Annotated in this window: 15 protein-coding genes; 5 read left to right on the forward strand and 10 right to left on the reverse strand. The window is 35.9% G+C overall.

Annotation, left to right across the window (positions count from 1 at the left end):
• Positions 1–62: 62 nt before the first annotated feature.
• On the reverse strand, positions 63–2,495 hold the full coding sequence (locus tag AC0NBN_RS16220) for a transketolase C-terminal domain-containing protein (RefSeq protein WP_160812929.1): 2,433 nt from the start codon (positions 2,493–2,495) through the stop codon (positions 63–65).
• A gap of 136 nt (positions 2,496–2,631) precedes the next feature.
• On the opposite strand from AC0NBN_RS16220, the gene AC0NBN_RS16225 reads away from it, so the two are divergent.
• Complete coding sequence (locus AC0NBN_RS16225) at positions 2,632–2,925, forward strand: hypothetical protein (RefSeq protein ID WP_160812930.1); 294 nt, start codon at positions 2,632–2,634, stop codon at positions 2,923–2,925.
• 1 nt (position 2,926) lies between these two features.
• Here AC0NBN_RS16225 and AC0NBN_RS16230 read toward each other — a convergent pair whose 3' ends face one another.
• The 5 genes from AC0NBN_RS16230 to speB form a co-directional block, all read right to left on the reverse strand.
• Entirely contained in the window at positions 2,927–3,904 is a 978-nt protein-coding gene (locus AC0NBN_RS16230; RefSeq protein WP_143884356.1) for a polyprenyl synthetase family protein, read from the reverse strand.
• A 163-nt stretch (positions 3,905–4,067) separates the two neighbouring features.
• Positions 4,068–4,943, reverse strand: coding sequence for a hypothetical protein (locus tag AC0NBN_RS16235; protein ID WP_160812931.1), 876 nt, complete (start codon positions 4,941–4,943; stop codon positions 4,068–4,070).
• 75 nt (positions 4,944–5,018) lie between these two features.
• Complete coding sequence (locus tag AC0NBN_RS16240; RefSeq protein WP_160812932.1) at positions 5,019–5,630, reverse strand: alpha-ketoglutarate-dependent dioxygenase AlkB; 612 nt, start codon at positions 5,628–5,630, stop codon at positions 5,019–5,021.
• Between the two features lie 107 nt (positions 5,631–5,737).
• The gene (locus AC0NBN_RS16245) at positions 5,738–6,592 is read right to left on the reverse strand and encodes a bifunctional helix-turn-helix domain-containing protein/methylated-DNA--[protein]-cysteine S-methyltransferase (RefSeq protein ID WP_160812933.1); all 855 of its coding nucleotides are present in this window, start codon (positions 6,590–6,592) and stop codon (positions 5,738–5,740) included.
• Positions 6,593–6,660: 68 nt separating this feature from the next.
• Entirely contained in the window at positions 6,661–7,512 is an 852-nt protein-coding gene (gene speB, locus AC0NBN_RS16250) for an agmatinase (protein WP_160812934.1), read from the reverse strand.
• A 496-nt stretch (positions 7,513–8,008) separates the two neighbouring features.
• On the opposite strand from speB, the gene AC0NBN_RS16255 reads away from it, so the two are divergent.
• The 4 genes from AC0NBN_RS16255 to AC0NBN_RS16270 all read left to right on the forward strand — a co-directional run bounded on the left by AC0NBN_RS16255 (position 8,009) and on the right by AC0NBN_RS16270 (position 13,176).
• Complete coding sequence (locus tag AC0NBN_RS16255) at positions 8,009–8,536, forward strand: hypothetical protein (protein ID WP_160812935.1); 528 nt, start codon at positions 8,009–8,011, stop codon at positions 8,534–8,536.
• A 14-nt stretch (positions 8,537–8,550) separates the two neighbouring features.
• Complete coding sequence (locus AC0NBN_RS16260) at positions 8,551–9,876, forward strand: T9SS C-terminal target domain-containing protein (protein ID WP_160812936.1); 1,326 nt, start codon at positions 8,551–8,553, stop codon at positions 9,874–9,876.
• Between the two features lie 94 nt (positions 9,877–9,970).
• Positions 9,971–12,232, forward strand: coding sequence for an ATP-binding protein (locus AC0NBN_RS16265; RefSeq protein ID WP_160812937.1), 2,262 nt, complete (start codon positions 9,971–9,973; stop codon positions 12,230–12,232).
• A gap of 284 nt (positions 12,233–12,516) precedes the next feature.
• On the forward strand, positions 12,517–13,176 hold the full coding sequence (locus tag AC0NBN_RS16270; RefSeq protein WP_160812938.1) for an HAD family hydrolase: 660 nt from the start codon (positions 12,517–12,519) through the stop codon (positions 13,174–13,176).
• Between the two features lie 388 nt (positions 13,177–13,564).
• On the opposite strand, the gene AC0NBN_RS16275 is transcribed toward AC0NBN_RS16270, so the two are convergent.
• From AC0NBN_RS16275 to AC0NBN_RS16290, 4 genes are all read right to left on the reverse strand, one after another.
• Complete coding sequence (locus tag AC0NBN_RS16275; protein WP_160812939.1) at positions 13,565–15,148, reverse strand: calcineurin-like phosphoesterase C-terminal domain-containing protein; 1,584 nt, start codon at positions 15,146–15,148, stop codon at positions 13,565–13,567.
• Between the two features lie 24 nt (positions 15,149–15,172).
• Positions 15,173–16,621, reverse strand: coding sequence for a SusD/RagB family nutrient-binding outer membrane lipoprotein (locus tag AC0NBN_RS16280; protein ID WP_160812940.1), 1,449 nt, complete (start codon positions 16,619–16,621; stop codon positions 15,173–15,175).
• A gap of 5 nt (positions 16,622–16,626) precedes the next feature.
• Entirely contained in the window at positions 16,627–19,605 is a 2,979-nt protein-coding gene (locus AC0NBN_RS16285; RefSeq protein ID WP_160812941.1) for a SusC/RagA family TonB-linked outer membrane protein, read from the reverse strand.
• Positions 19,606–19,885: 280 nt separating this feature from the next.
• A complete protein-coding gene (locus tag AC0NBN_RS16290) occupies positions 19,886–20,629 on the reverse strand; it encodes a glycerophosphodiester phosphodiesterase family protein (RefSeq protein WP_160812942.1) in 744 nt (247 codons plus the stop codon).
• Positions 20,630–20,698: the final 69 nt, after the last annotated feature.

Genomic DNA, 20,698 nt, shown 5'->3' on the forward strand with positions numbered 1-20,698 from the left:
TAACAAAAATATAAAAACCGCTTCCAATAGAAAGCGGTTTCTAAATTTATTTTAAATTCTTCTTAAAATATCGCAGGATATTTTTGAGGATTTGTTTCGTTAAACATCGCATAGATTTTCTCAACCATATCATCTGCAGAAGGTTTAGAGAAATAGTCTCCGTCACTTGCATAAGCTGGTCTGTGGTCGTTTGCAGAAATCGTTAACGGATCAGAATCTAAGAATCTGAAAGCTTTTTGTTTTTCTAAAATCTGCTGAAGAATAAACGCTGAAGTTCCGCCTTCCACATCTTCATCAATGACAACCAGTCTGTTGGTTTTCTTTACAGATTCAGCAATTTCATGCGTTAAATCAAATGGAATTAATGACTGAACATCAATCACTTCCGCAGAAATACCCAAATTCTGTAATTGTTCAGCTGCTTCCATCACAATTCTCCAGGTTGAACCATAAGTTACCAACGTAACATCATTTCCTTCTTTTGTCACTTCTATTTTTCCAACCGGAACAGTGAATTCACCCAAGTTATCAGGCTGCTTTTCCTTTAATCTATACCCATTCAGACATTCTACAATTACAGCCGGATCATCACTTTGAAGCATTGTATTATAGAATCCGGCAGCTTTGGTTAAGTTTCTCGGAACTAATACCAAGATCCCTTTAGAAAGATTCAGAATTCCCGCCATTGGCGAACCAGAATGCCAAACACCTTCTAATCTGTGTCCTCTTGTTCTGATGATTACAGGAGCTTTCTGACCACCTTTTGTTCTGTACTGAACGGTTGCCAAATCATCGCTCATTCCCTGTAAACAATATAAAATATAATCAAGATACTGGATTTCAGCGATTGGTCTTAAACCTCTCATTGCCATTCCGATTCCCTGTCCTAGAATGGTCGCTTCACGAATTCCTGTATCTGTAACACGGATTTCACCATATTTTTCCTGCATTCCTTCCAGTCCCTGGTTTACATCACCGATATTTCCGGCATCTTCACCAAATACCAAAGTTTCTGGATATTTCTCGAAAATTTTATCAAAATTATTTCTGATAACTACTCTACCATCCACTGTTTCAGAATTATCTGAGAAAACAGGTTTTATTTCTTTCACATTTTCAGCTTTCCACTGAGATTGAGAATATAAATGAGAAGAATAATTATCTTTTTCAACTTCAAAAATCTCGTTGTACTTCTGCATCAGTTGGTTTCTTTCCGCAGAATTTGTTCCTCTTGTTGCCAGTAAAGATGTTCTCACCAAATGGAAAACGTCTTTTTTAGCTTTTGAAACCAACTTATTAAACTGATTGATATAATTTTCAATCTCAGTATTCTGACCTTTAAGATTTTCAACTAAAGGCAAAACTGAACTCATTAAGTCAGTAATTGTTTTCTGGTAGCTTTCCCAAGCCTGCTTTTGCCCGGCTTTCACTGTTCTTTTAGCTTCCTCATCAATCGCATCCAATTCGTCGGCAGTTGCTAAAACCTCTTCTTTGCCGTCAATTTCGATGGAATAATTTAATATCCATTCTTTAAATTTCAATAATCCGTCAAACTGAGATTCCCAAGCTAATCGCTCTTCGTTTTTATATCTTTCGTGAGAACCGGATGTAGAGTGACCCTGAGGCTGTGTCACTTCAATTACGTGTACTACTACCGGAACACTTTCTACTCTTGCAAACTGCTCTGCCTTTGCATAAGCATCCAATAAAGACGGATAATCCCAAGCTTTTACCTGAATAATTTCACATCCCTGAAATTCACCTTCTTTTCTCTGGAAACCAATTAACATTTCAGAAATATCTGCTTTCGCTCTCTGCTTCATTGTCGGAACCGAAATTCCGTAACCATCATCCCAGATAGAAACAATCATCGGAACCTGAAGCGCACATGCCGCATTGAGTGTTTCCCAGAAATGACCTTCTGCGGTAGAAGCATCACCAATGGTTCCGAAAGCAATCTCATTACCGTCTTTTGAAAACTTCTCGGAACCGTCAAATTTTACGGTTTTATATATTTTTGACGCCTGAGCTAAACCTAACAATCTTGGCATTTGCCCTGCAGTAGGAGAAATATCTGATGAAATATTCTTTTGAGCCGTTAGATCTTTCCAGCTTCCGTCCTCATTTAAACTTCTTGTGGCAAAGTGACCGTTCATCTGTCTTCCTGCTGAAGCAGGTTCTCTTTCCACACTTGTATCTGCATACAGCTGCGCAAAGAAACTTTCAACAGATAACGCATTTACAGCCAATGCAAAAGTCTGATCTCTGTAATATCCCGAACGGAAGTCTCCATCTCTGAAAACTTTTGCCATCGCAAGCTGCGGAAGCTCTTTACCATCCCCGAAAATACCAAATTTAGCCTTTCCGGTAAGCACTTCTCTTCTTCCCAAATAGGACATTTCACGAGAAATCCTTCCTAATTTATAATCTTCAAGTATCTGATTTTTAAAGTCCTGAAAGGAAATTTGCTGAGTTTCAATATAGGTTGTCTGCATAGCCAAATATTAAATATTTTTTATTTTGAAGTATTTTGCTAATATACACTTTTTAAATTAATTTTAATTTTCAATAATATTTTTTAAAAATTTGATAATAAAAATTTTTGTGATTATCTTAGAATAAAATTGTAACATGGAAAAGAAATCGGGTCATATTCTGAATGCATCCAGCAATCTTTTAGGATTTTCTCTGGTGATTATCACGTCACTCAAAATATCAAAAGTCAGCTACAGTACTCATCTGGATGAATTTGCAGGAATTGCATGCTTACTTTTTGCATTCAGCTGCTTTTTCTCTTTTCTGTCTATACGCGCGGCTAAAGACAAGCTCAGAAACAGATTTGAAACTATTGCGGATTATTTATTTTTAACTGCTTTATTTTGCATAGTTTTAGCAGTTATTATCGTGACAATGAAAATTATTTAATCTAAAATTTCCTTTCGATCACATAATCCAACATCAGATTCAGTGATTTTTTAGGTTCGGAATCAGGAAATTCGTCGAGAATATTTTTTGCTTTCTGCTGAAAATCTTTCATTACTTTAATAGCATAATCCAGACCTCCGGAACTTTTCACAAAAGCAATCAGCTCTTTTACTCTTTTCTGATCGTTGTTGTAACGTTTTATCGTATTAAAATAATATTTCCGGTCGGTTTCATTGGCAGTTTTCAAAGTATGAATCAATGGCAAAGTCATTTTCTGTTCTTTGATGTCAATTCCGACAGGTTTTCCGATAACATTTGAACTCAGATAATCAAAAAGATCATCTTTGATCTGGAATGCCATTCCGGTAAAAGTCCCGAAATCCATCATTTTTTTTGCCAGACTTTCATCTGCTCCGTTTGATAATGCTCCTATTTCGCAGCATGCAGCAATTAAAGTAGCTGTTTTCTGTCGGATAATTTCGTAATAAACCTCTTCCGTAATATCCAGTTTTCTGGCTTTTTCCAACTGAAGCAGCTCACCTTCGGACATTTCTCTGATTGTTCTGGAAATCACGGAAAGCAAATCGTAATCTTTATGATCTGTAGACAGTAAAACCGCTTTTGAAAGCAGAAAATCACCTACTAAAACGGCTATTTTATTTTTCCATAATGCATTGATAGAAAAGAAATTTCGCCTTTTAAAACTTTCGTCAACCACATCGTCATGCACCAAGGTTGCCGTGTGAATCAGCTCAATCATCGAAGCTCCGCGATAGGTTTTCTCATTAACATCACCAATGAGTTTAGCACATAGAAACACAAACATCGGGCGCATCTGCTTCCCTTTTGTCGTAACGATAAAACGGGTCACTTTATCCAGTAAAGCTACTTTGCTCTGCATAGATTCGTAAAACTTCTCCTCGAAAAGTTTCATTTCCTCATTGATGGGTCGTTTGATTTCTTCTACAATGTTTGCCACGAAGTAAGAATGATGGGTGATTGTTGATTAATTCCCACAAAGATAATCGTTTTCGGGCAATTTTAACATAAATTAATTTGAAAGTCCGGTTTAATGCTCAAAATTAGTGTGGCAAAAATTTAATTAACAGTTCGCTCCTACGGAGCTTCATACTCATCAATCACTATTTCAGTTTATTTTTCGGAATAAAATACAGACTTTGCTTTTCGCCACCGAGCGGGGAACGGAATTTTTCTCCGGAAATATAGATTCCGTTTTCGTCCACGGCAACTCCTTCAATCTGACCAATTGACAAAGCACTGCCTAGAAAATATCGCTTAGGATTTTCATTAAAAAAAACTCCTTGCTTCGTTTCATTAAAAATTTCCAGAAAAACTTCGGTTTTCTTTGTATAGCCGATTAAATATAACTTTTTATCGAAATAAGAAGCATCCGTTACCAAAAAATTGGTTTTGAAAGCTTCAAGTTTTATGGCTTTTTGCTTGCCTGAAGTTTCGGGATCAATGACATAATGAGAAGTTGCTTTTGAAGACCATTCTTTGGTAAAGAGGTGAATTTTACCATTAAGATAAATCATGGCTTCCGCATCAAAATCAGTTGAGCCATTTTTGGAGGAAAAATCGTTTTGTTCGGGATATTCAAAGGCAATAATCTTAATAGAATCGTCCTGAACAGCATTATCCGAAAAAGATACCTGATAAATTTTCAGATCTTTTCTTGTTCCTGCGTTGTTGCCAAAATCTCCAATGTAGAAGTTTTTTCCATCATTGGTAAGAGCTTCCCAGTCTTTATTTTCAGCATTGATTTTAAAACTGCTGACCATTTCACCGGTTTTGGGATCCAATTCAAAGATTTCTGGAGTATTTCCGCTGTCGTTGAAAGTGTATAATTTTGTGTCGAAAATATTTAATCCTGAAGTTTCCTGAATCTTTTCGTTTAATTCAGCAACTCTGTACTTTTTGATTTTGAAAATTGTTGACTGTTGAGAGAATACACTACCCGAAATTATTATCGCAAAAAGGAAAAAAATCTTTTTCATCAGGTAAAATTAGCGATTTTCAGATTATGCGCATAAGTTCCCAAACCTTTTGGATTTATTCAAACCAAATATGGCTTATTCTTCAATTGTTCTGAAAGTCAGATTAACTCTTGGCGTTTTCACTTTTGTTGTGGGTGGCAATCGATGAAGCCAGTTTTCCTGAGTTGTCCCTTTCATGACCAGTAAACTTCCGTTTTCTAACAGAATATCGATTCTTTCTTTTGATACTTTGTGTTTAAAGGAGAATTTTCTTGCAGCTCCGAAAGTAAGAGAAGCAATTGCTCCGTGTTTTTTCAGATCTTTTTCGGCATCACTGTGATAAGCCATTCCTTCGCTACCGTCATGATATAAATTGAGAAGGCATGAGTTGTATTTTTCACCCGAAACTTTTTCGCATTTTTGTTTTAGTTCCAGTAATTCCGGAGTCCATAGTTTTGCATATTTCGTGCGGTTAGAATACGTATATTCAAATTCTTTTTCACCAAACCATGCCACTTTTCTTTTGGTATAAATAAGCTTTCCGAAAATCACGGCTTCATCATTTTCCCACGGAATTTGGTTGAATAAATATTGGTAATATTTTTCGCATTCTTCGTCAGAAAAAATCTTTCCATAGTATTCTGTTACTCCGTCTTTCGGGAGAATATTGATGGGAAAATCTTGTGTGTCGTCGAATAGATTATTCATATTAAAACTAATTACCTGTTAAAGATTTTTCATTTGGCAATAGCACCAATTTTTGTGTAGGATATTACTTAGATTCTTACAGAATGACAAAAAAACTGCAAATTTTTCTAAATCAACTTATCAGAATAAATTTTCGCACTTTCCCAGCCAATCATCATTCGTTTTCTGTCGCTTCCCCACATATACCCTCCTATTTTTCCGGTTGACTGAATCACTCTGTGACAAGGGATCAAAAAAGCAACAGGATTACTGCCAATTGCTGTTCCCACTGCTCTTGATGCTTTCGGACTTCCGATTTCTCTGGCTAAATTTCCGTAAGTCGACAGTTTTCCCATAGGAATCGTTAATAAACTTTCCCAGACTTTGAGTTGAAAATCTGTTCCTTTAAGATGAAGTTTTATTGCTCTAAGTTCTGACCAGTCTTTTGTAAAAATAGATAAAGCATTTTGCTGAAACTCATCCTGTTTTTCAAAAAAAGATGCATTGGGAAATTTATTGACTAAATCTCTCAATGCATTTTCTTTATTTTCGGTGAAAGCCATGAAACAGACTCCTTTTTCGGTAGAAGCGGTAATGATTTCACCAAAAGGACTTTCGGAAAAACTGTAATTGATTTTCAGGTTTTTGCCGCCGTTTTTATATTCTGCAGGAGACATTCCTTCAATATTCACAAACAAATCATGTAATCTGCTTGTACTTGAAAGTCCGGTTTCTAATGCAGCATCAAACAGAGTCGCTTTTTCTTCTTTCAATAAACTTTTTGCATGTTCCAGACTGATGAACTGCAAAAATTTTTTCGGACTTGTTCCTGCCCAATCTGTAAATATTTTCTGAAAATGAGCCGGACTCAGATTTACTTTCTCCGCCACCTCATCCAGATTAGGCTGAAGTTTAAAGTTGCTCTGGATATAGTCTATCGCTTTCGCAATTCTCAGGTAATCTATTTGATCTTGTACAGACATTTTCATTTGTTTTACATCACAAATTTCCAAATAAAAATCCGAAGAAAAAATCCGTTTCCTGCGGAATTTTAATCTCTGTTGATGTGGTAATATGCCAACATTTTATAATATAACTTTGCAGCTAAGAAAGCACTTGGTTTAGAATACGCAGAATCCATCAATTCAACAATATCAAAGGCAACAACATTGCATTTTTCAAAAACTTTTCTTAACAATTCCAAAGTCGGATACCATTGTAAACCACCTGGTTCCGGAGTTCCTGTAGATGGTGCAATGGAAGGATCAAAAGCATCTAAATCGATGGTAATATAAACGTTACCCGAAACTTTTTCTAATACATCATTTACCCAGTTTTCGTTATTGGCAATTTCGTGAGCAAAAAACACTCTTCCTTCCGGTAAATATTCAGTTTCTTCAACATCCATCGAGCGAATTCCCACCTGTACCAGATTATGCTTCTGGTTTGCTTCAAAAACCGCACAAGCGTGATTAGAAGTAGAACCATGGAATTCCGGACGAAGATCTGTATGCGCATCTAACTGTAAAACCGTAAGATTTTCAAATTTCTCTCCAACTGCACGAATCGAACCGATAGAAACAGAATGTTCTCCACCAAAAAGTGTAAACAATTTATCGGTTGCCAAAAGTTCTTTTGTTTTTTGATAAACCGCTTCAGTCATGGCTTCAGGACTTGAGTTTTCAGAAACTTCTCCCGCCATGTAAACTCCTTCAAGATAAGGTTCTGTTCCTGTTTCAATGTCGTACAGTTCCATGTTTTCAGAAGCATCCAGAAACAATTCCGGACCTTTGTCTGCGCCTTTTCCCCAGGTTGAAGTTCCGTCGTAAGGAACGGTTACCAAAACTACTTTTGAATTTTCCAACGAAGCATTCTCTTCAGGAATTCCTGCGTATGTTTTCATAATTTATAATTAAAAAATTAAATGATTTAAATATTAAAAGATTTCGCCAAAGATACAAAGAAGTTGGGAGATTGGCTGACTGCGGAACTTCGGAGAGTTTATTTATAAAATTGAAACTTAGAATATTTCCTTATTCAGAATGATTTTTTGCTTTTTTCATCTTTTGATTTAAGCTGATCATGTTTTAGCAACTTATAAAACCAACATATTAGGAAAGAACTTCAATTAATAATTAGAAAAAACTATAAATTTGCAAAAAAAGCATTATTATTAAATATGATTAGCATCATAATTGTATATGATCATTTTTTTCAAAAAAATTTACAATAAAAAATCACTATTTGTTTACACAAATTTTTAAAAGACTGTTTCTCACCATCTCTTTGCAGCAATTTTACAAAGAGTTTCATGCTAATAAATAATTTATATCTCTGAAGAAAAGCCGAATTCATAAAAACAAATAACAACATACGCAAAAAAAATAATTCAAAATCTTATGATTAAAATCTGTACTCTCTTATTTAGTTTCTCAGGCATTTTCCTATATTCTCAAGTAGGGATCAACACTCAGTCTCCTTCGGGAATATTCCATGTGGATGCAGCAAAAGACAATCCTTCTGCAGGAATACCCAATGCCGCTCAACAAACCAATGATTTTATCATCACCAATGACGGCAAAGTAGGACTTGGAACCATTTCTCCAACATCTAAACTGGAAGTTGACGGCTCATCAACCAATAAATCTGCATACAATGCAGGCAGCAGCAATATCATAGATTTTTCAAAGAGTAATCTTGCCTATACATCAGCCAGCGCAGGAGCGTTTACATTAAACAATATCAAAGACGGCGGTACTTATACACTGAGTGTGAGAGGTACGATCAGCGGAAATTCAAATTTTACATCTTCCGGTTTTACATTTAAATCAGTAAACAATAACACAACGATAGCGAATACCCATACACTTTATACCTTCTTAGTGATAGGAGATATTGTTTATGTGTATTGTGTAAGAGGACTATAAACAGAAGCAAAATCATGAAAAATAAAAATAAGCTTATTGCTCTGGTGGTTTTGTTTGGTCAATTTTGCCTTTTCAATGCACAAATGTCCGGAACTCCCATATTTCCTTTAAAAGAATTGAGAAATATGTTTGGCGGAACCGCCACGGAACTCGCCTATTCAGCAGTAAAAACAGCGGACGGAGGACATATAGCAGCAGGAAGCACCACCTCATCGAACGGCGATGTGACAGGTCATCAGGGAAATCAGGATTTTTGGGTGACAAAATTTGACAAAAAAGGAAATCTGCAATGGCAGAAAACTTTTGGAGGAAGCGGAGACGACCAGGCAAGAAGCATCATTACAACCTCAGACGGAGGATATGCCATAACCGGGAATACGTCTTCCAATGATGGAAACATTTCTTTAAATCAGGGAGATTATGATTACTGGGTAGTAAAAATTGATGCGTCAGGAAATTTACAATGGCAAAAGACATACGGAGGTTCCGGAAATGATATGGCATATTCTATCATTCAGAGCCCAGACGGAACATACGCTGTTACAGGACAATCCAGCTCAAACAACGGAAACGTAACAGGAAATCTGGGCGGACATGATTTCTGGATCGTGAAACTCGACAATACCGGAAATATACTTTGGGAAAAATCTGTTGGTACTTCCAGCACGGAAAGTTCCCTTTCTATCATCAATTCTTCTACTAACGGATTCATTATTTCCGGCTACACTTATCCACCCAACGGATTTCCAGATTTTTTTATTACAAAACTCAGCGCTTCGGGAACTGTGGAATGGCAGAGAACCTACGGCGGAAGCAACACTGAAATTTGTACGCAAATAATCTCTTCTTCTGATGGAGGCTATGTAGCAGCAGGATACACTGATTCTAACGATGGCAACATCACCTCCAATCATGGTTCATACGATTTCTGGTTATTAAAAATAGACGAATCCGGAAATATACAATGGCAAAAAACATACGGCGGAACGGGAGATGATCGTGCATATTCTGTAATCCAGACATCAGACGGAGGATACGCTATCGGAGGCAGCAGTACATCCAATGACGGCGATGTAGTAAGCAATCACAGTCTTATGGATTTCTGGATCGTTAAAGTTAACAACACCGGTGTTATACAGTGGAATAAAAACATTGGAGGAAACGGTAACGATCAATGCAATTCAATTATTCAGGAGGCCAATGGAGATTATATTGTCACAGGATTTTCAAACTCCGCAAACAGAGAAATTGCAAGACCTGTTGCCGGAGGAACAGATTTTCTGGTGGTAAGACTTAGCAGTGCCGGAGAATTCAAACCTTATTGGGATGATAGTTTGTAAATAAAAATTCGATTATGGGAAACCGTAATTGTTGTTGGATTTGTTTTTTTATATTTGAAATTATAATTTGGATTGGTGTAGTGCGTCAATCAAAATGTTAGCTGTCATCCTAAATAAACCAAACTCCGAAGCCAAAACAATTGCAGAAATGATAAAATCGATTAACATAAAAAATGTAGCCACTTATGACAACATAGGTGTGCAATTTGACGACTTAAAAAAGATAAATTTTATATATGGAGCAAATGGCTGTGGGAAAACTACAATTTCAAATTTAGTACACGACAAATCAGACCCTAAATTTTATAATTGCACATTGACTTGGCAAAATGCTTTGCCATTAAATGTTTTGGTTTACAACAAGGAATTTAGAAAGAGAAACTTCGGAAAGGGAAAACTAAATGGAGTTTTTACACTTGGAGAAGCAACTGCCGACCAAATCAAAGAAATTGAAATTAAATCTGAAAACCTTAAAACAATTAAAGCTGACGGAATACAAAAACGTGAAACGTTAGACAAACAAAAAAGAGATAAAGAAAAATTAGAAAATGATTTTAAAGAAACAACTTGGACAAAAGTGTACAAGAAGTATGAAAACATTTTCAAAGAAGCTTATGGTTCACATCAAAAAGAACCTTTCAAAAATAAACTTCTTCAAGAATTTACTAGCAATAATGCTCAATTAGAAACGCTTAAAAGTTTAACCGCTAAAGCAGAAACAATATTTGGCGAACAACCACAAAGAATAGATGAAATAAGCGAAATTTCATTTGAAAGAGTAATAGAAATTGAACAGAAAGAAATTTGGAAAAAAATCATAGTCGGCAAAGCCGATGTTGATATTGCCAAATTAATTCAAAAACTAAATATCAATGATTGGGTCAACCAAGGTAGGGAATATATTGAAGATACAACCTGTCCTTTTTGTCAGCAAGAAACAATTACTGATGATTTTAAAAAGAAAATAGAAAGTTTTTTTGACGAAACGTATTTGAATGACATCAAACTACTCAAAGAATTAAAACAAGAATATAATACTTTAACTTCCAACATCATAAATGTTTTGAATGGTATTGAAGTTAATCAAAAAGCTTTCGGCAATACAAAACTTGACATTGACAAATTTTCGGCTTACTTGAAAACATTGATAAGTCAAAACACTACAAATAACGAGTATCTAAACAATAAAATTAAAGAGCCAAGTAGAAGCATTGAATTAATCTCAATAAAAGAACAAACAGATTTACTCGCTGAACTAGTTAAGGAAGCAAATACTGAAATAAAAAAGCATAATAGCATTGTAACTAACTATCCAACTGAAAAAAGCAATCTAATAAAGTCGATTTGGAAGTTCTTAGTTGAAGAACACAGAACCGACACAACATCATTCAGTAACAAAAAAGATGGTTTAGAGAAAGGTATTACCAATTTAGAAACTCAACACAGAGCAAAACAAGACGAATACCGGAAATTAGATAGTGAAATAAAAAATCTAAATAAGAATGTCACGAGTATTCAACCTACTATTGATGAAATAAACAGAATACTAAAATCCTACGGATTTTTGAATTTTGAAATAGTTCCTACACAAGAAGATGGATTTTATCAAATTCAACGGGAAGATGGTTCTATTGCAGAAACAACTCTGAGTGAAGGAGAAATTACATTTATCACCTTTTTGTATTATTTACAATTGACAAAAGGTGGCATTTCGGAAGAAGAAGTAAGCAGTGAAAGAATTTTAGTAATTGATGACCCAATTTCTAGTTTAGACAGTAACGTTTTATTTGTTGTCAGTACGCTTATCAAAGACATTGTTAAAAACGTAAAAGCAGATATTGGAAATGTAAAACAGCTAATTCTCTTAACGCACAACGTATATTTTCACAAAGAAGTTTCTTTCATTGACGGGCGGACAAAAACTTGTAACAATACAAACTTTTGGATTTTAAGGAAAAACGACAAGATTACAACTTTGCAGAGTTTCAAAATGGACAATCCAATTCAATCATCATACGAACTCTTATGGCAAGAATTGAAAAATGAAAATGTAAAATCAACACTGACAGTCCAAAACATAATGCGAAGAATAATTGAAAATTATTTTAAGCTACTTGGTAAATATGGAGATGATGATTTAATTCTTAAATTTTCAACAAAAGAAGAACAAGAAATTTGTCGTTCTCTAATTTCGTGGATTAATGACGGTTCCCATAGCATAAATGACGATTTATTTGTTGAACTTCAAGACAGAACAGTAGAAACTTACAAAAAGGTTTTTAAAGATATATTTATATTGACCAAACACGAAGGACATTACAATATGATGATGAATATAATCGAAGAAACAGCGTGAAAACAAAAGGGCAACAGCTAATAAGGGTTTGCCAAAAGCAGGGCTGAAGTAATTATATTGTACTTTTTACTATATTTGAACTTTGGTATTTCTATTGAAGTTCAGTGCCAAAAATCCCCACATTCGTCAAGCTGCAAAACGTTAGAAAACCGAATTTAAAGAACTACAAATCCAAATATCTTAATCGTAACTTTTAACTTCACACAAATCAGTAGAAAAATTCCGTTTTCAAAAATCACCAATCCTTAAATTATAAAACATTATTTTTGCACAAATAAATTTTTATGTCATTAAAAGCTGTGCTGTTCGATATGGATGGCGTTATTGTAGATACAGAACCACTGCACAGAAAAGCGTATTTCAAGACATTTGATCAATTGGAAGTCAATGTTTCTGAAAAACTTTATACCTCTTTCACAGGAGCTTCTACCAAGAGAGTTTGCGAAACTTTAATCGGTGAATTTAATCTTTCTCATTCGCATGAAGATATTGCGGCAATGAAAAGAAGTCATTTTAAAGATTATTTTTATAACGATAAAGAATTTGATCTGATTCCCGGTGTAAGAAAACTGATCGAACATTATCATCAAAACGGAATCACATTAATTTTAGCTTCTTCGGCAACAATGACGACCATCAATATGGTTTTTGAAAAATTCGGTCTTGAAAAATATTTCAGTGGAAAAATAAGCGGTGCAGATTTGCAGGAATCTAAACCTCATCCTGAAATTTTCCTAAAAGCTGCTGAAATGGCGAATCAACCTATAGAAAACTGTATGGTGATTGAAGATTCCACCAACGGAATTTTGGCAGCAAAACGAGCAGAGATTTTTTGTGCCGCTTATAGGAGCCTGCATTCTGTGAATCAAACCTATGATTTGGCAGATGTTGTGGTATCTGATTATGATGAACTTGTTCTGGATAAAATTTCAACTTATTTTTAGATGATTATTTGTTTACTTTTAGCCTTATCTGCGTTAAAATTAATAATTTAACGTGAACTCGGGATAAGCGGTATTTTAATTGACTGATTTTCAAAATAAAATTATTTTATCGCAAGGAAAAACAAAGAAATATTACTTTTTTGAAATGCTTTCAAGCTAAACAATGCCACTTCGTTTATCAAAGTAATACAAGAATTTTGTATTACTTCGATAAGTTATACGCCTTTGTATATCTTAAATCTTTAAAATCATGTGATTAATACTTTTGTTTAGCTTTACGTTTTATATAATGTTATCCCGAACTCAGGTTAATTTAGAAAAGGAGGAAAAATAAAACCGATTCTCATACAGAACCGGTTTCGTTGAAAGTATAGTAAAAAATTGAAATTTAAGGGATAAGGACTGCGTTTTGTACTTCAAAATCTGCTGATGCAGAAGATTCGTTTCCGTACATATCGACTGCTTTTACCTCCACTTTGTGTTTCCCCAAAGAAAGTTTTTTCGGAAAATCTGCCATCCAGATATGTTTTGAAGCTTCAGGATTGGAAGGTCTTCGTCCTGTAAGGATAGCAGGAGCAGTGTCCCATTTGAAAACAGATAATGCAAAGTTGGGATCAATGGTTTCATTATAATCCATTTCTTCCCATTTTCCGCCGTCAATCCTGTATTCTACCTTGTCTTTTTTGCTTCCCATGAAGAAATTAGCCAGAATTTTTGCAGAAGTTTTAGACGGATGAGGAATCACTTTCGGAACGTAGAGCTGAATCTGATAATCTTCCGGTTTTCCTGCTGTTTTGTATTTTACTTTATACTGATTATCGCTGAAACTGATAAAAGAATACCCTTTTGCCGTACCATCTCTCATGGTAGAAGTCGGTAAACCGTCTTCATCGGCAGTTCCCGAATACCAGTCACCACAGGTAGTTCCTACATTATATTCATGCAAATCTTTAGAGCCTTTCCAGCCGGCTTGTTTACCATAAAAAATCTGCTGCTGAATGTGGGTATGAGCCGATAAAATCAATGCATTCTGAAACGGAGCCAGATAATCAAACAATTTCTGACGGTCAGAATTTCTGAAATTATCTTCACTTTTATGCTCCAAAGGAATGTGAAGCGAAACCACGATCAATTTATTCTTATCAACCAGCTTCAGATCGTTTTCAATAAATTTCAGCTGATCTTCACGAAATCCGCCCCAATATCCTTTTCCGTCTCTCGGATCCGGATAAAGAATATCATCCAAGATAATAAAATGAACATTTCCGTAATTGAAAGAATAATTGGCAGGACCAAAATTAGCTTCAAAAGTTTCGTCTGAGAACTGATCTTCTTTCGCATCATAGTTCATGTCATGATTTCCCATTACATTATACCAAGGCAAACCAATTTCGCGCATCACTTCTGCATACGGTTTTTGCAGGCTAAGATCATCACCCACCAAATCTCCCAAACTGATTCCCAGAACAGCATTTTTTTTGGTGTTTTTCACTTCATTTACGATAGACCTTTTAAAGTAATCAAGCTGTTTTTCTGTATACGGCTGCGGATCTCCGAATACCAGAATGTCAAAATTCTTATTTTCGTTCTGCTTGTACAAAGCAAAATTGAGTTCTTTCGGCAGCGTTCCGGTCGGAGCTGTTCCTTTATATTTGAAATCAGCAGGCGAACCTTTTGGTTTATACTGATAATAATATTGCGGAAGATTGTTTTGGTTCACCGGTGTCATAAATCCGGAAGGCTTAATCACAAAAATGGTCTGATTTTCCTGAATTGGCAAGCTGTATTGACCATTTTTATCGGTCAGAACAACCTGAACTCCATTAGAAACGGCAACACCTTCTATTCCTTTTTCGCGGTTTTCCTTCTTCTGATTTTTATTTGAATCTTCAAACACATATCCTGACACAGAAGTCTGTGAAAACGCCATTGCTGCAATGAACATGCATGGCATTAATAATTTTATCTTCATTTTAGATTTAATTGATTATTGGAGTTATTGGTTCCACCACATTTTAGTGTTGATGTTGTCTCCGCCCATATTTTGGGATGCGATCACGTAATTATCGTAATTCTGAACCTTCGTGACCGTAGGATACATCATTCTCTGCGGCATTTTCCCATTATTGAAAAGTCCGCCATTGTTTGGCAAAACAGGGAAACCCGTTCTTCGTTGTTCGTACCATTGCTGATGATCTACAAAAAATAATCCCACATATTTCTGAAGCATTATTCTTTCTAAAGTTCCGTTGTACGCCACTTTCGGATTCGCAAAATAATTAGCAGGCATTGTAGTTCCCCATTGTTCCAGCGTTGCTTTTACACCGTTTTCATAGAAAGTCTGTGCGCTTCCCGGAATAATTCCTTTAAAAGCTAATTCTGATAAAATAAACTGAAGCTCAGCATACGGCATGATCAGAATTTTCAGCGGAGCTTTCGCCAGATTCTGATTAAGATTTGAAGGTTGATAATTAAAAGTCGTTCCCAAAGCATAACCTGAAGGAGCACCTTTGTAACCAATATTTGCATTCCCAGGAATTGATTTTGCCTGAGTGAAAAACATACCCAATCTGGGATCGTTGTTATCTACCAAAGTCTGGGTAAAAAATCCTCCCGAAGCCCTGTATGCCGTAAAATCCTGCGGTCTTGCGATGGGCGGAAGCAGCGGCGCAACTCCTGAAATATCCAGAACTGCTCCATCAGCATTATTCTGAAATATTGGATAATTTACAGGATCATTAACTATTTCAGCTATTCTCTGATGAACATTCACCTCCCCGTTTCGGTTTAAAATCCTTGTTAAAAGTCTTAATGAAAGTGAATTGCAGAATTTTTTCCATTTTACGATTCCTGCCGTATTTAAATGCGCCTGGAAAAACAAATCGCCTTCCGATAATGTTTTTGTCGTATCAAAAAGTGCATTGGCTTCCTTAAGATCATTCAGCAAAAACAAATAAATATCTTTCTGCCTGTCATATTTCGGACGCATGATATTTTCTTCCAGCTTTAATGCTTCCGTCATGGGAACATCACCAAACGCATCGGTAAGATTAGCCATAATCCACGCATTCAAAACTTTAGAAATAGCAAGATAATTCTTATTGTCTTCCTTTTTAGCGGCTTCATTCAATTCTTTGACTTGTTTGAGCCATTTGTAGCTTGTATTCCAGAATCCGTTTCCTGTGCTTTCGGTAAGATAATACCTGCTGATTGTGTTTCCTTCGTTAGGAAAATCTAAAGCAACCTGCATGATATCAAATGTAAAATCATCAGCACGGTTGTATCCGTAAGAACCCATTTCATACTGAATAGGAATCAAAAAACTTCCTACCGATGGACTTTTTATACGGCTTGTATCGGTATTAATTTCCTCAAAACTTCTCTCACATGAGTTTAAACTCAAAACAGATAATGCGATTGCGGTAGATAAAAATATTTTTTTCATAATACTTAAAATTTTAGATTAACTTGAAAACCAACCGTTCTTGCTGTTGGAAGCTGTCCGATTTCGGCGCCGGGAGTAATGGTAGAATCGTTGAGAGCAGCAACTTCAGGATCAAACATCGGGAACTTCGTCCACATCCAGAGATTTTTTCCGAAAACGGCTAAAGTAAGTTCTGTAAGTTTTAAAGGAGCAATAACATCTTTTGAAAAAGAATAAGCGATTCTTGCGTCTCTCAACTTGATAAATGATGTATCAAAAGTATTGGTTTCCACATTGGCTCTTCGGTAATAATCGCCATAATAAGCAGACAGACCAACCGCTTTTGTATTTGGACTGTAAGTTCCGTCCGGATTCAGGATTACTCCCTGTCCTACGATGGTTCCGCCTGGGTTATCCCTTCCAACCAAAGTATGCTGCAGCTTTCCCTGTTCAGACATTTTATGGTGCGTCTGAGAATACGCTACACCGCCGTACTGACCGTCAAACGAAAAGCTGATCTGCCAGTTTTTAATTTTAAAATCATTCTGAAGACCTGCTCTCCATTTCGGGAATGCATTTCCTACTTTCTCTACACGGTCAGGTCTTGCAGGAAGTCCTGTTGCAGGATCATAAACTACTTCCCCATTTGGATTTCTTACCAGTTTGAATCCGTACAAATCTCCCAAAGAACCGCCAACAACAGCATTGTAATACAAAACTCCGGCAACGGTAGAAATAGTATAGAAACTTTCTCCTGCAAATTCTGGTGGTAAAGTGAGAATCTTGTTTCTGTTCATCGACCAGTTTGCGGAAATATTCCATGTAAAGTTTTGAGATTTGAATGGAAGTCCGTTCAGGCTCATTTCGATACCTCTGTTTCTTACTTTTCCGGCATTGATAATTCTACTCGAATATCCTGATTCCCATAATGTAGGTACAGTAATAATCTGGTTTTCGGTATCGTTCTGATAAAATGTGATATTATAACCTAATCTGTTTTTCAATGCTGAAAAATCCATTCCGGCTTCAATATTGGTATTATCTTCAGGCTTTAACAGAGGATTGGGATACGTTCCCGGTGTGAGAACAGAACCCACAAAATCACTTGGTGTATAGTATTTATCAAGCTGATAAGGAAGTCCAGCCACCCCAACCTTCGCCCATGAAGCTCTTAACTTCCAGTAATTGAAACTTGGAGATGATAATTTGAAAATATCAGAAAGAATAAAACTGGTACTTACCGAAGGGTAAAAGAAAGATCTGTATTGTACAGGAAGCGTACTGCTCCAGTCATTTCGTCCGGTAACGTCCAAAAATATAAGATTATCATAATGTGCACTCAATAATCCGTAAACTGAGTTGGTCTGCTGGTCACTCGGTCTCGGAACTTTAGTAATCAATGAAATGGCATTATTTAAACTGTAATCACCCGCAACTTTAAGACCTTCTGCACGATAGTCATTCATCACGTATTCATTGTAACGAATACTTCCTCCCGCATTGGCATTCAGATGAAACTTACCAAAATCTTGCTTGTACGTGAAAAGCACATCATTATTAAATTCATTATTTTTTATGTACTGTTCCCTGTAAAACCCTTTTAGATAATTGGCTGAACTGTATGGTCTTTTCGTCGTTCTCTCTTCATTCAGTATCTCAATACCTGATCTCAACATCATACTGAAATTTTTATTGAAATCGTAAGTAGCCGTAATGTTTCCTGTGATCATTTTCTTCTCGACTCCGTTCAGCATATGATAAGCAATCAGGTAAGGATTATCTATAAACGAACTGAATGGGTGAATCTGATCTATTTCTTCTTGTCCCGGCTTCCAGATAGGTCTGTACCAAGCCAGATCTACATTGGGATTCTGAAAAATCATAAAATATGAAATCGACTGATTGTTGTACCCTGTTGCCGGGAGATTATCACTCTTTGTATTGGCGTAATTGAATTTTGTTGAAATTTTAAACTTATCTGTAAGTTTATGATCGAATGAAAATGCAGCATTAAAACGGTCAAAACCAGTATTGGGCATCATCCATTTATTATCCAGATACGTTAATGAAGCTCTGAAGCTTGATTTATCATTGCTGCTTTCCAAAGAAACATTGTTGGATGAGGTAACTCCGGTTTCCCAAAATCCTTTTACATTATCACGATATGGTCTCCAAAGCTGCCTTTCTTTACTCTGTCCTAAAACTGTAGGATCATACTGGAAGTAATACTGCCCGTTAAATTTCGGTCCGAAAGCGCTGCTGGTTCCACCTGTACTTACACCGTCTGCAGAAGCTCCGTAGGAATAGAAAAATTCTCCTGCCGAGTTTTTCGCCAATGTTCCCTGTCCATACTCGTATTGATAATCCGGCCATTTTAAAACAGAATCAAAACTTAATGAAGAATTAAATGAAACTCTGAGTCTCCCATTTTTGCTTTTTCCGGATTTTGTGGTGATCATCAAAGCTCCGTTGGCAGCTCTTGAACCGTACAAGGCAGCTGCAGACGCACCTTTAAGTACCGTAACCGATTCAATATCATCCGGATTGATACTGTTTAAACCATTTCCCAAATCGATTGGTAAATCTCCACCTGTTCCAGCTCCATACGCTGCTGTTCCTGTTCCTGTCGTTGAATTACTCAGCGGAACACCATCTACCACAATAAGAGCATAATTATTATCCAATGAAAAAGATTTTTCACCTCTCAGAGTAATTCTTGCCGAACCTAAAGGTCCCGCTCCTGCTGTCTGAACCTTCAGTCCGGAAACACGACCTTCCAGACCCTGAACCCAGTTATTGTTCTGAATATTTTCAAAAACTTCAGAATTTACTTTTTCTGCCACATAACCTAAAGACTTATCCTGCCTTTTAATTCCTAAAGCGGTTACCACTACCTCATCAATTTCTTTGATGGAATCTTTCTTTACCTTCTGCTGCGCCGTTAAATTGAGGCTTATCAATCCTAAAACAGATAACAGAAGTACTTTTTGAGTCTCTCTACGCATTTCGTTTTTGTTTGCGCAAAATTATAAAGGCATTATGACGAAGGTTTTAATACGATTTTAACATTTCTTAAAGTATTTTTGAACATCATATTAAGCTATCTTTAACACATCGGCATAATCTTTTGCTTAACAGAGCTTTAAAGAAATTAAGCATTATTAATGCATATTTCCCCTTTATTTAAGGTAATTTTGAAGGTTTTCTCTCAAAAAGTTCTTTTATTAAATAAAAAAAATCTGCTCCTGATAAGAAGCAGATTCTATTTAAAACTTAAAACAATTGTTAATCCTTAAGCTGATCCGGAATATTGGTTGTGATAAAAGCGATGTTCTGTGCCTTCAGTTCATCAGCAATTTTTTTGTCATTTACAGTCCATGAATTGGTGATTAATCCTAAATCATTGGCTTCGGAAATCCAGGTCGGGTTTTTCTGGAACACGCTGTAATGATAATCCATTCCATCAAGACCTTCTTCTTTTATCTGCTGCGGAGACAATTCACCATTCAGATATTGAACTTTAAAATCGGGAGCGATTTTCTTGATCTGCTTACAGATATTCAGGCTGAAAGAAATAAACTCGCATTGATCCTCTAATTTCATTTCTTTTATCATCCTGATTGTTTTAGCAGTCATTTCATCTTCTTTTGCTTTGGTTTTATCCGGCTTGATTTCAACAATAAGCTTCAGAGATCTGTCTTTTTTGCCTTGTTTTAAATAATCTTTCAAAGTCGGAAAGCTTTCACCATTTGAAAGTTTTACCTTTTTCAGCTCTTTAAAATCTGTTTCTGAAATTTCCATCTTGTCATGATGTTCATCATGATTCACCACCAAAACACCATCTTTTGTCATTCTAACGTCAAATTCAGAACCATAAATCTTTAGGTTCTGAGCATTTTCCAAAGCTTTAATGGAATTTTCTGTTGTTGCGGGTTGTGTCTGCCAATACCCTCTGTGTGCAATAATCTTTGTTTGAGCGTTCATAAAAACCGTACCTGCTATAGCCAGCCCTAAAATTACTTTTTTCATAATAAATAACTTATTAACTAAATTTCTTCCTTGTATCTTAAAAAGAAATATATAATCAGGCAAAGGTAA

Source organism: Chryseobacterium sp. L12 (genome assembly GCF_056133985.1).

Coding starts and splice junctions, on each gene's coding strand:
- AC0NBN_RS16220 (WP_160812929.1), bottom strand. CDS start 2,495: ATGCAGACAACCTATATTGAAACTCAGCAAATTTCCTTTCAGGACTTT.
- AC0NBN_RS16225 (WP_160812930.1), top strand. CDS start 2,632: ATGGAAAAGAAATCGGGTCATATTCTGAATGCATCCAGCAATCTTTTA.
- AC0NBN_RS16235 (WP_160812931.1), bottom strand. CDS start 4,943: ATGAAAAAGATTTTTTTCCTTTTTGCGATAATAATTTCGGGTAGTGTA.
- AC0NBN_RS16240 (WP_160812932.1), bottom strand. CDS start 5,630: ATGAATAATCTATTCGACGACACACAAGATTTTCCCATCAATATTCTC.
- AC0NBN_RS16245 (WP_160812933.1), bottom strand. CDS start 6,592: ATGTCTGTACAAGATCAAATAGATTACCTGAGAATTGCGAAAGCGATA.
- speB (WP_160812934.1), bottom strand. CDS start 7,512: ATGAAAACATACGCAGGAATTCCTGAAGAGAATGCTTCGTTGGAAAAT.
- AC0NBN_RS16255 (WP_160812935.1), top strand. CDS start 8,009: ATGATTAAAATCTGTACTCTCTTATTTAGTTTCTCAGGCATTTTCCTA.
- AC0NBN_RS16260 (WP_160812936.1), top strand. CDS start 8,551: ATGAAAAATAAAAATAAGCTTATTGCTCTGGTGGTTTTGTTTGGTCAA.
- AC0NBN_RS16265 (WP_160812937.1), top strand. CDS start 9,971: ATGTTAGCTGTCATCCTAAATAAACCAAACTCCGAAGCCAAAACAATT.
- AC0NBN_RS16270 (WP_160812938.1), top strand. CDS start 12,517: ATGTCATTAAAAGCTGTGCTGTTCGATATGGATGGCGTTATTGTAGAT.
- AC0NBN_RS16275 (WP_160812939.1), bottom strand. CDS start 15,148: ATGAAGATAAAATTATTAATGCCATGCATGTTCATTGCAGCAATGGCG.
- AC0NBN_RS16280 (WP_160812940.1), bottom strand. CDS start 16,621: ATGAAAAAAATATTTTTATCTACCGCAATCGCATTATCTGTTTTGAGT.
- AC0NBN_RS16285 (WP_160812941.1), bottom strand. CDS start 19,605: ATGCGTAGAGAGACTCAAAAAGTACTTCTGTTATCTGTTTTAGGATTG.
- AC0NBN_RS16290 (WP_160812942.1), bottom strand. CDS start 20,629: ATGAAAAAAGTAATTTTAGGGCTGGCTATAGCAGGTACGGTTTTTATG.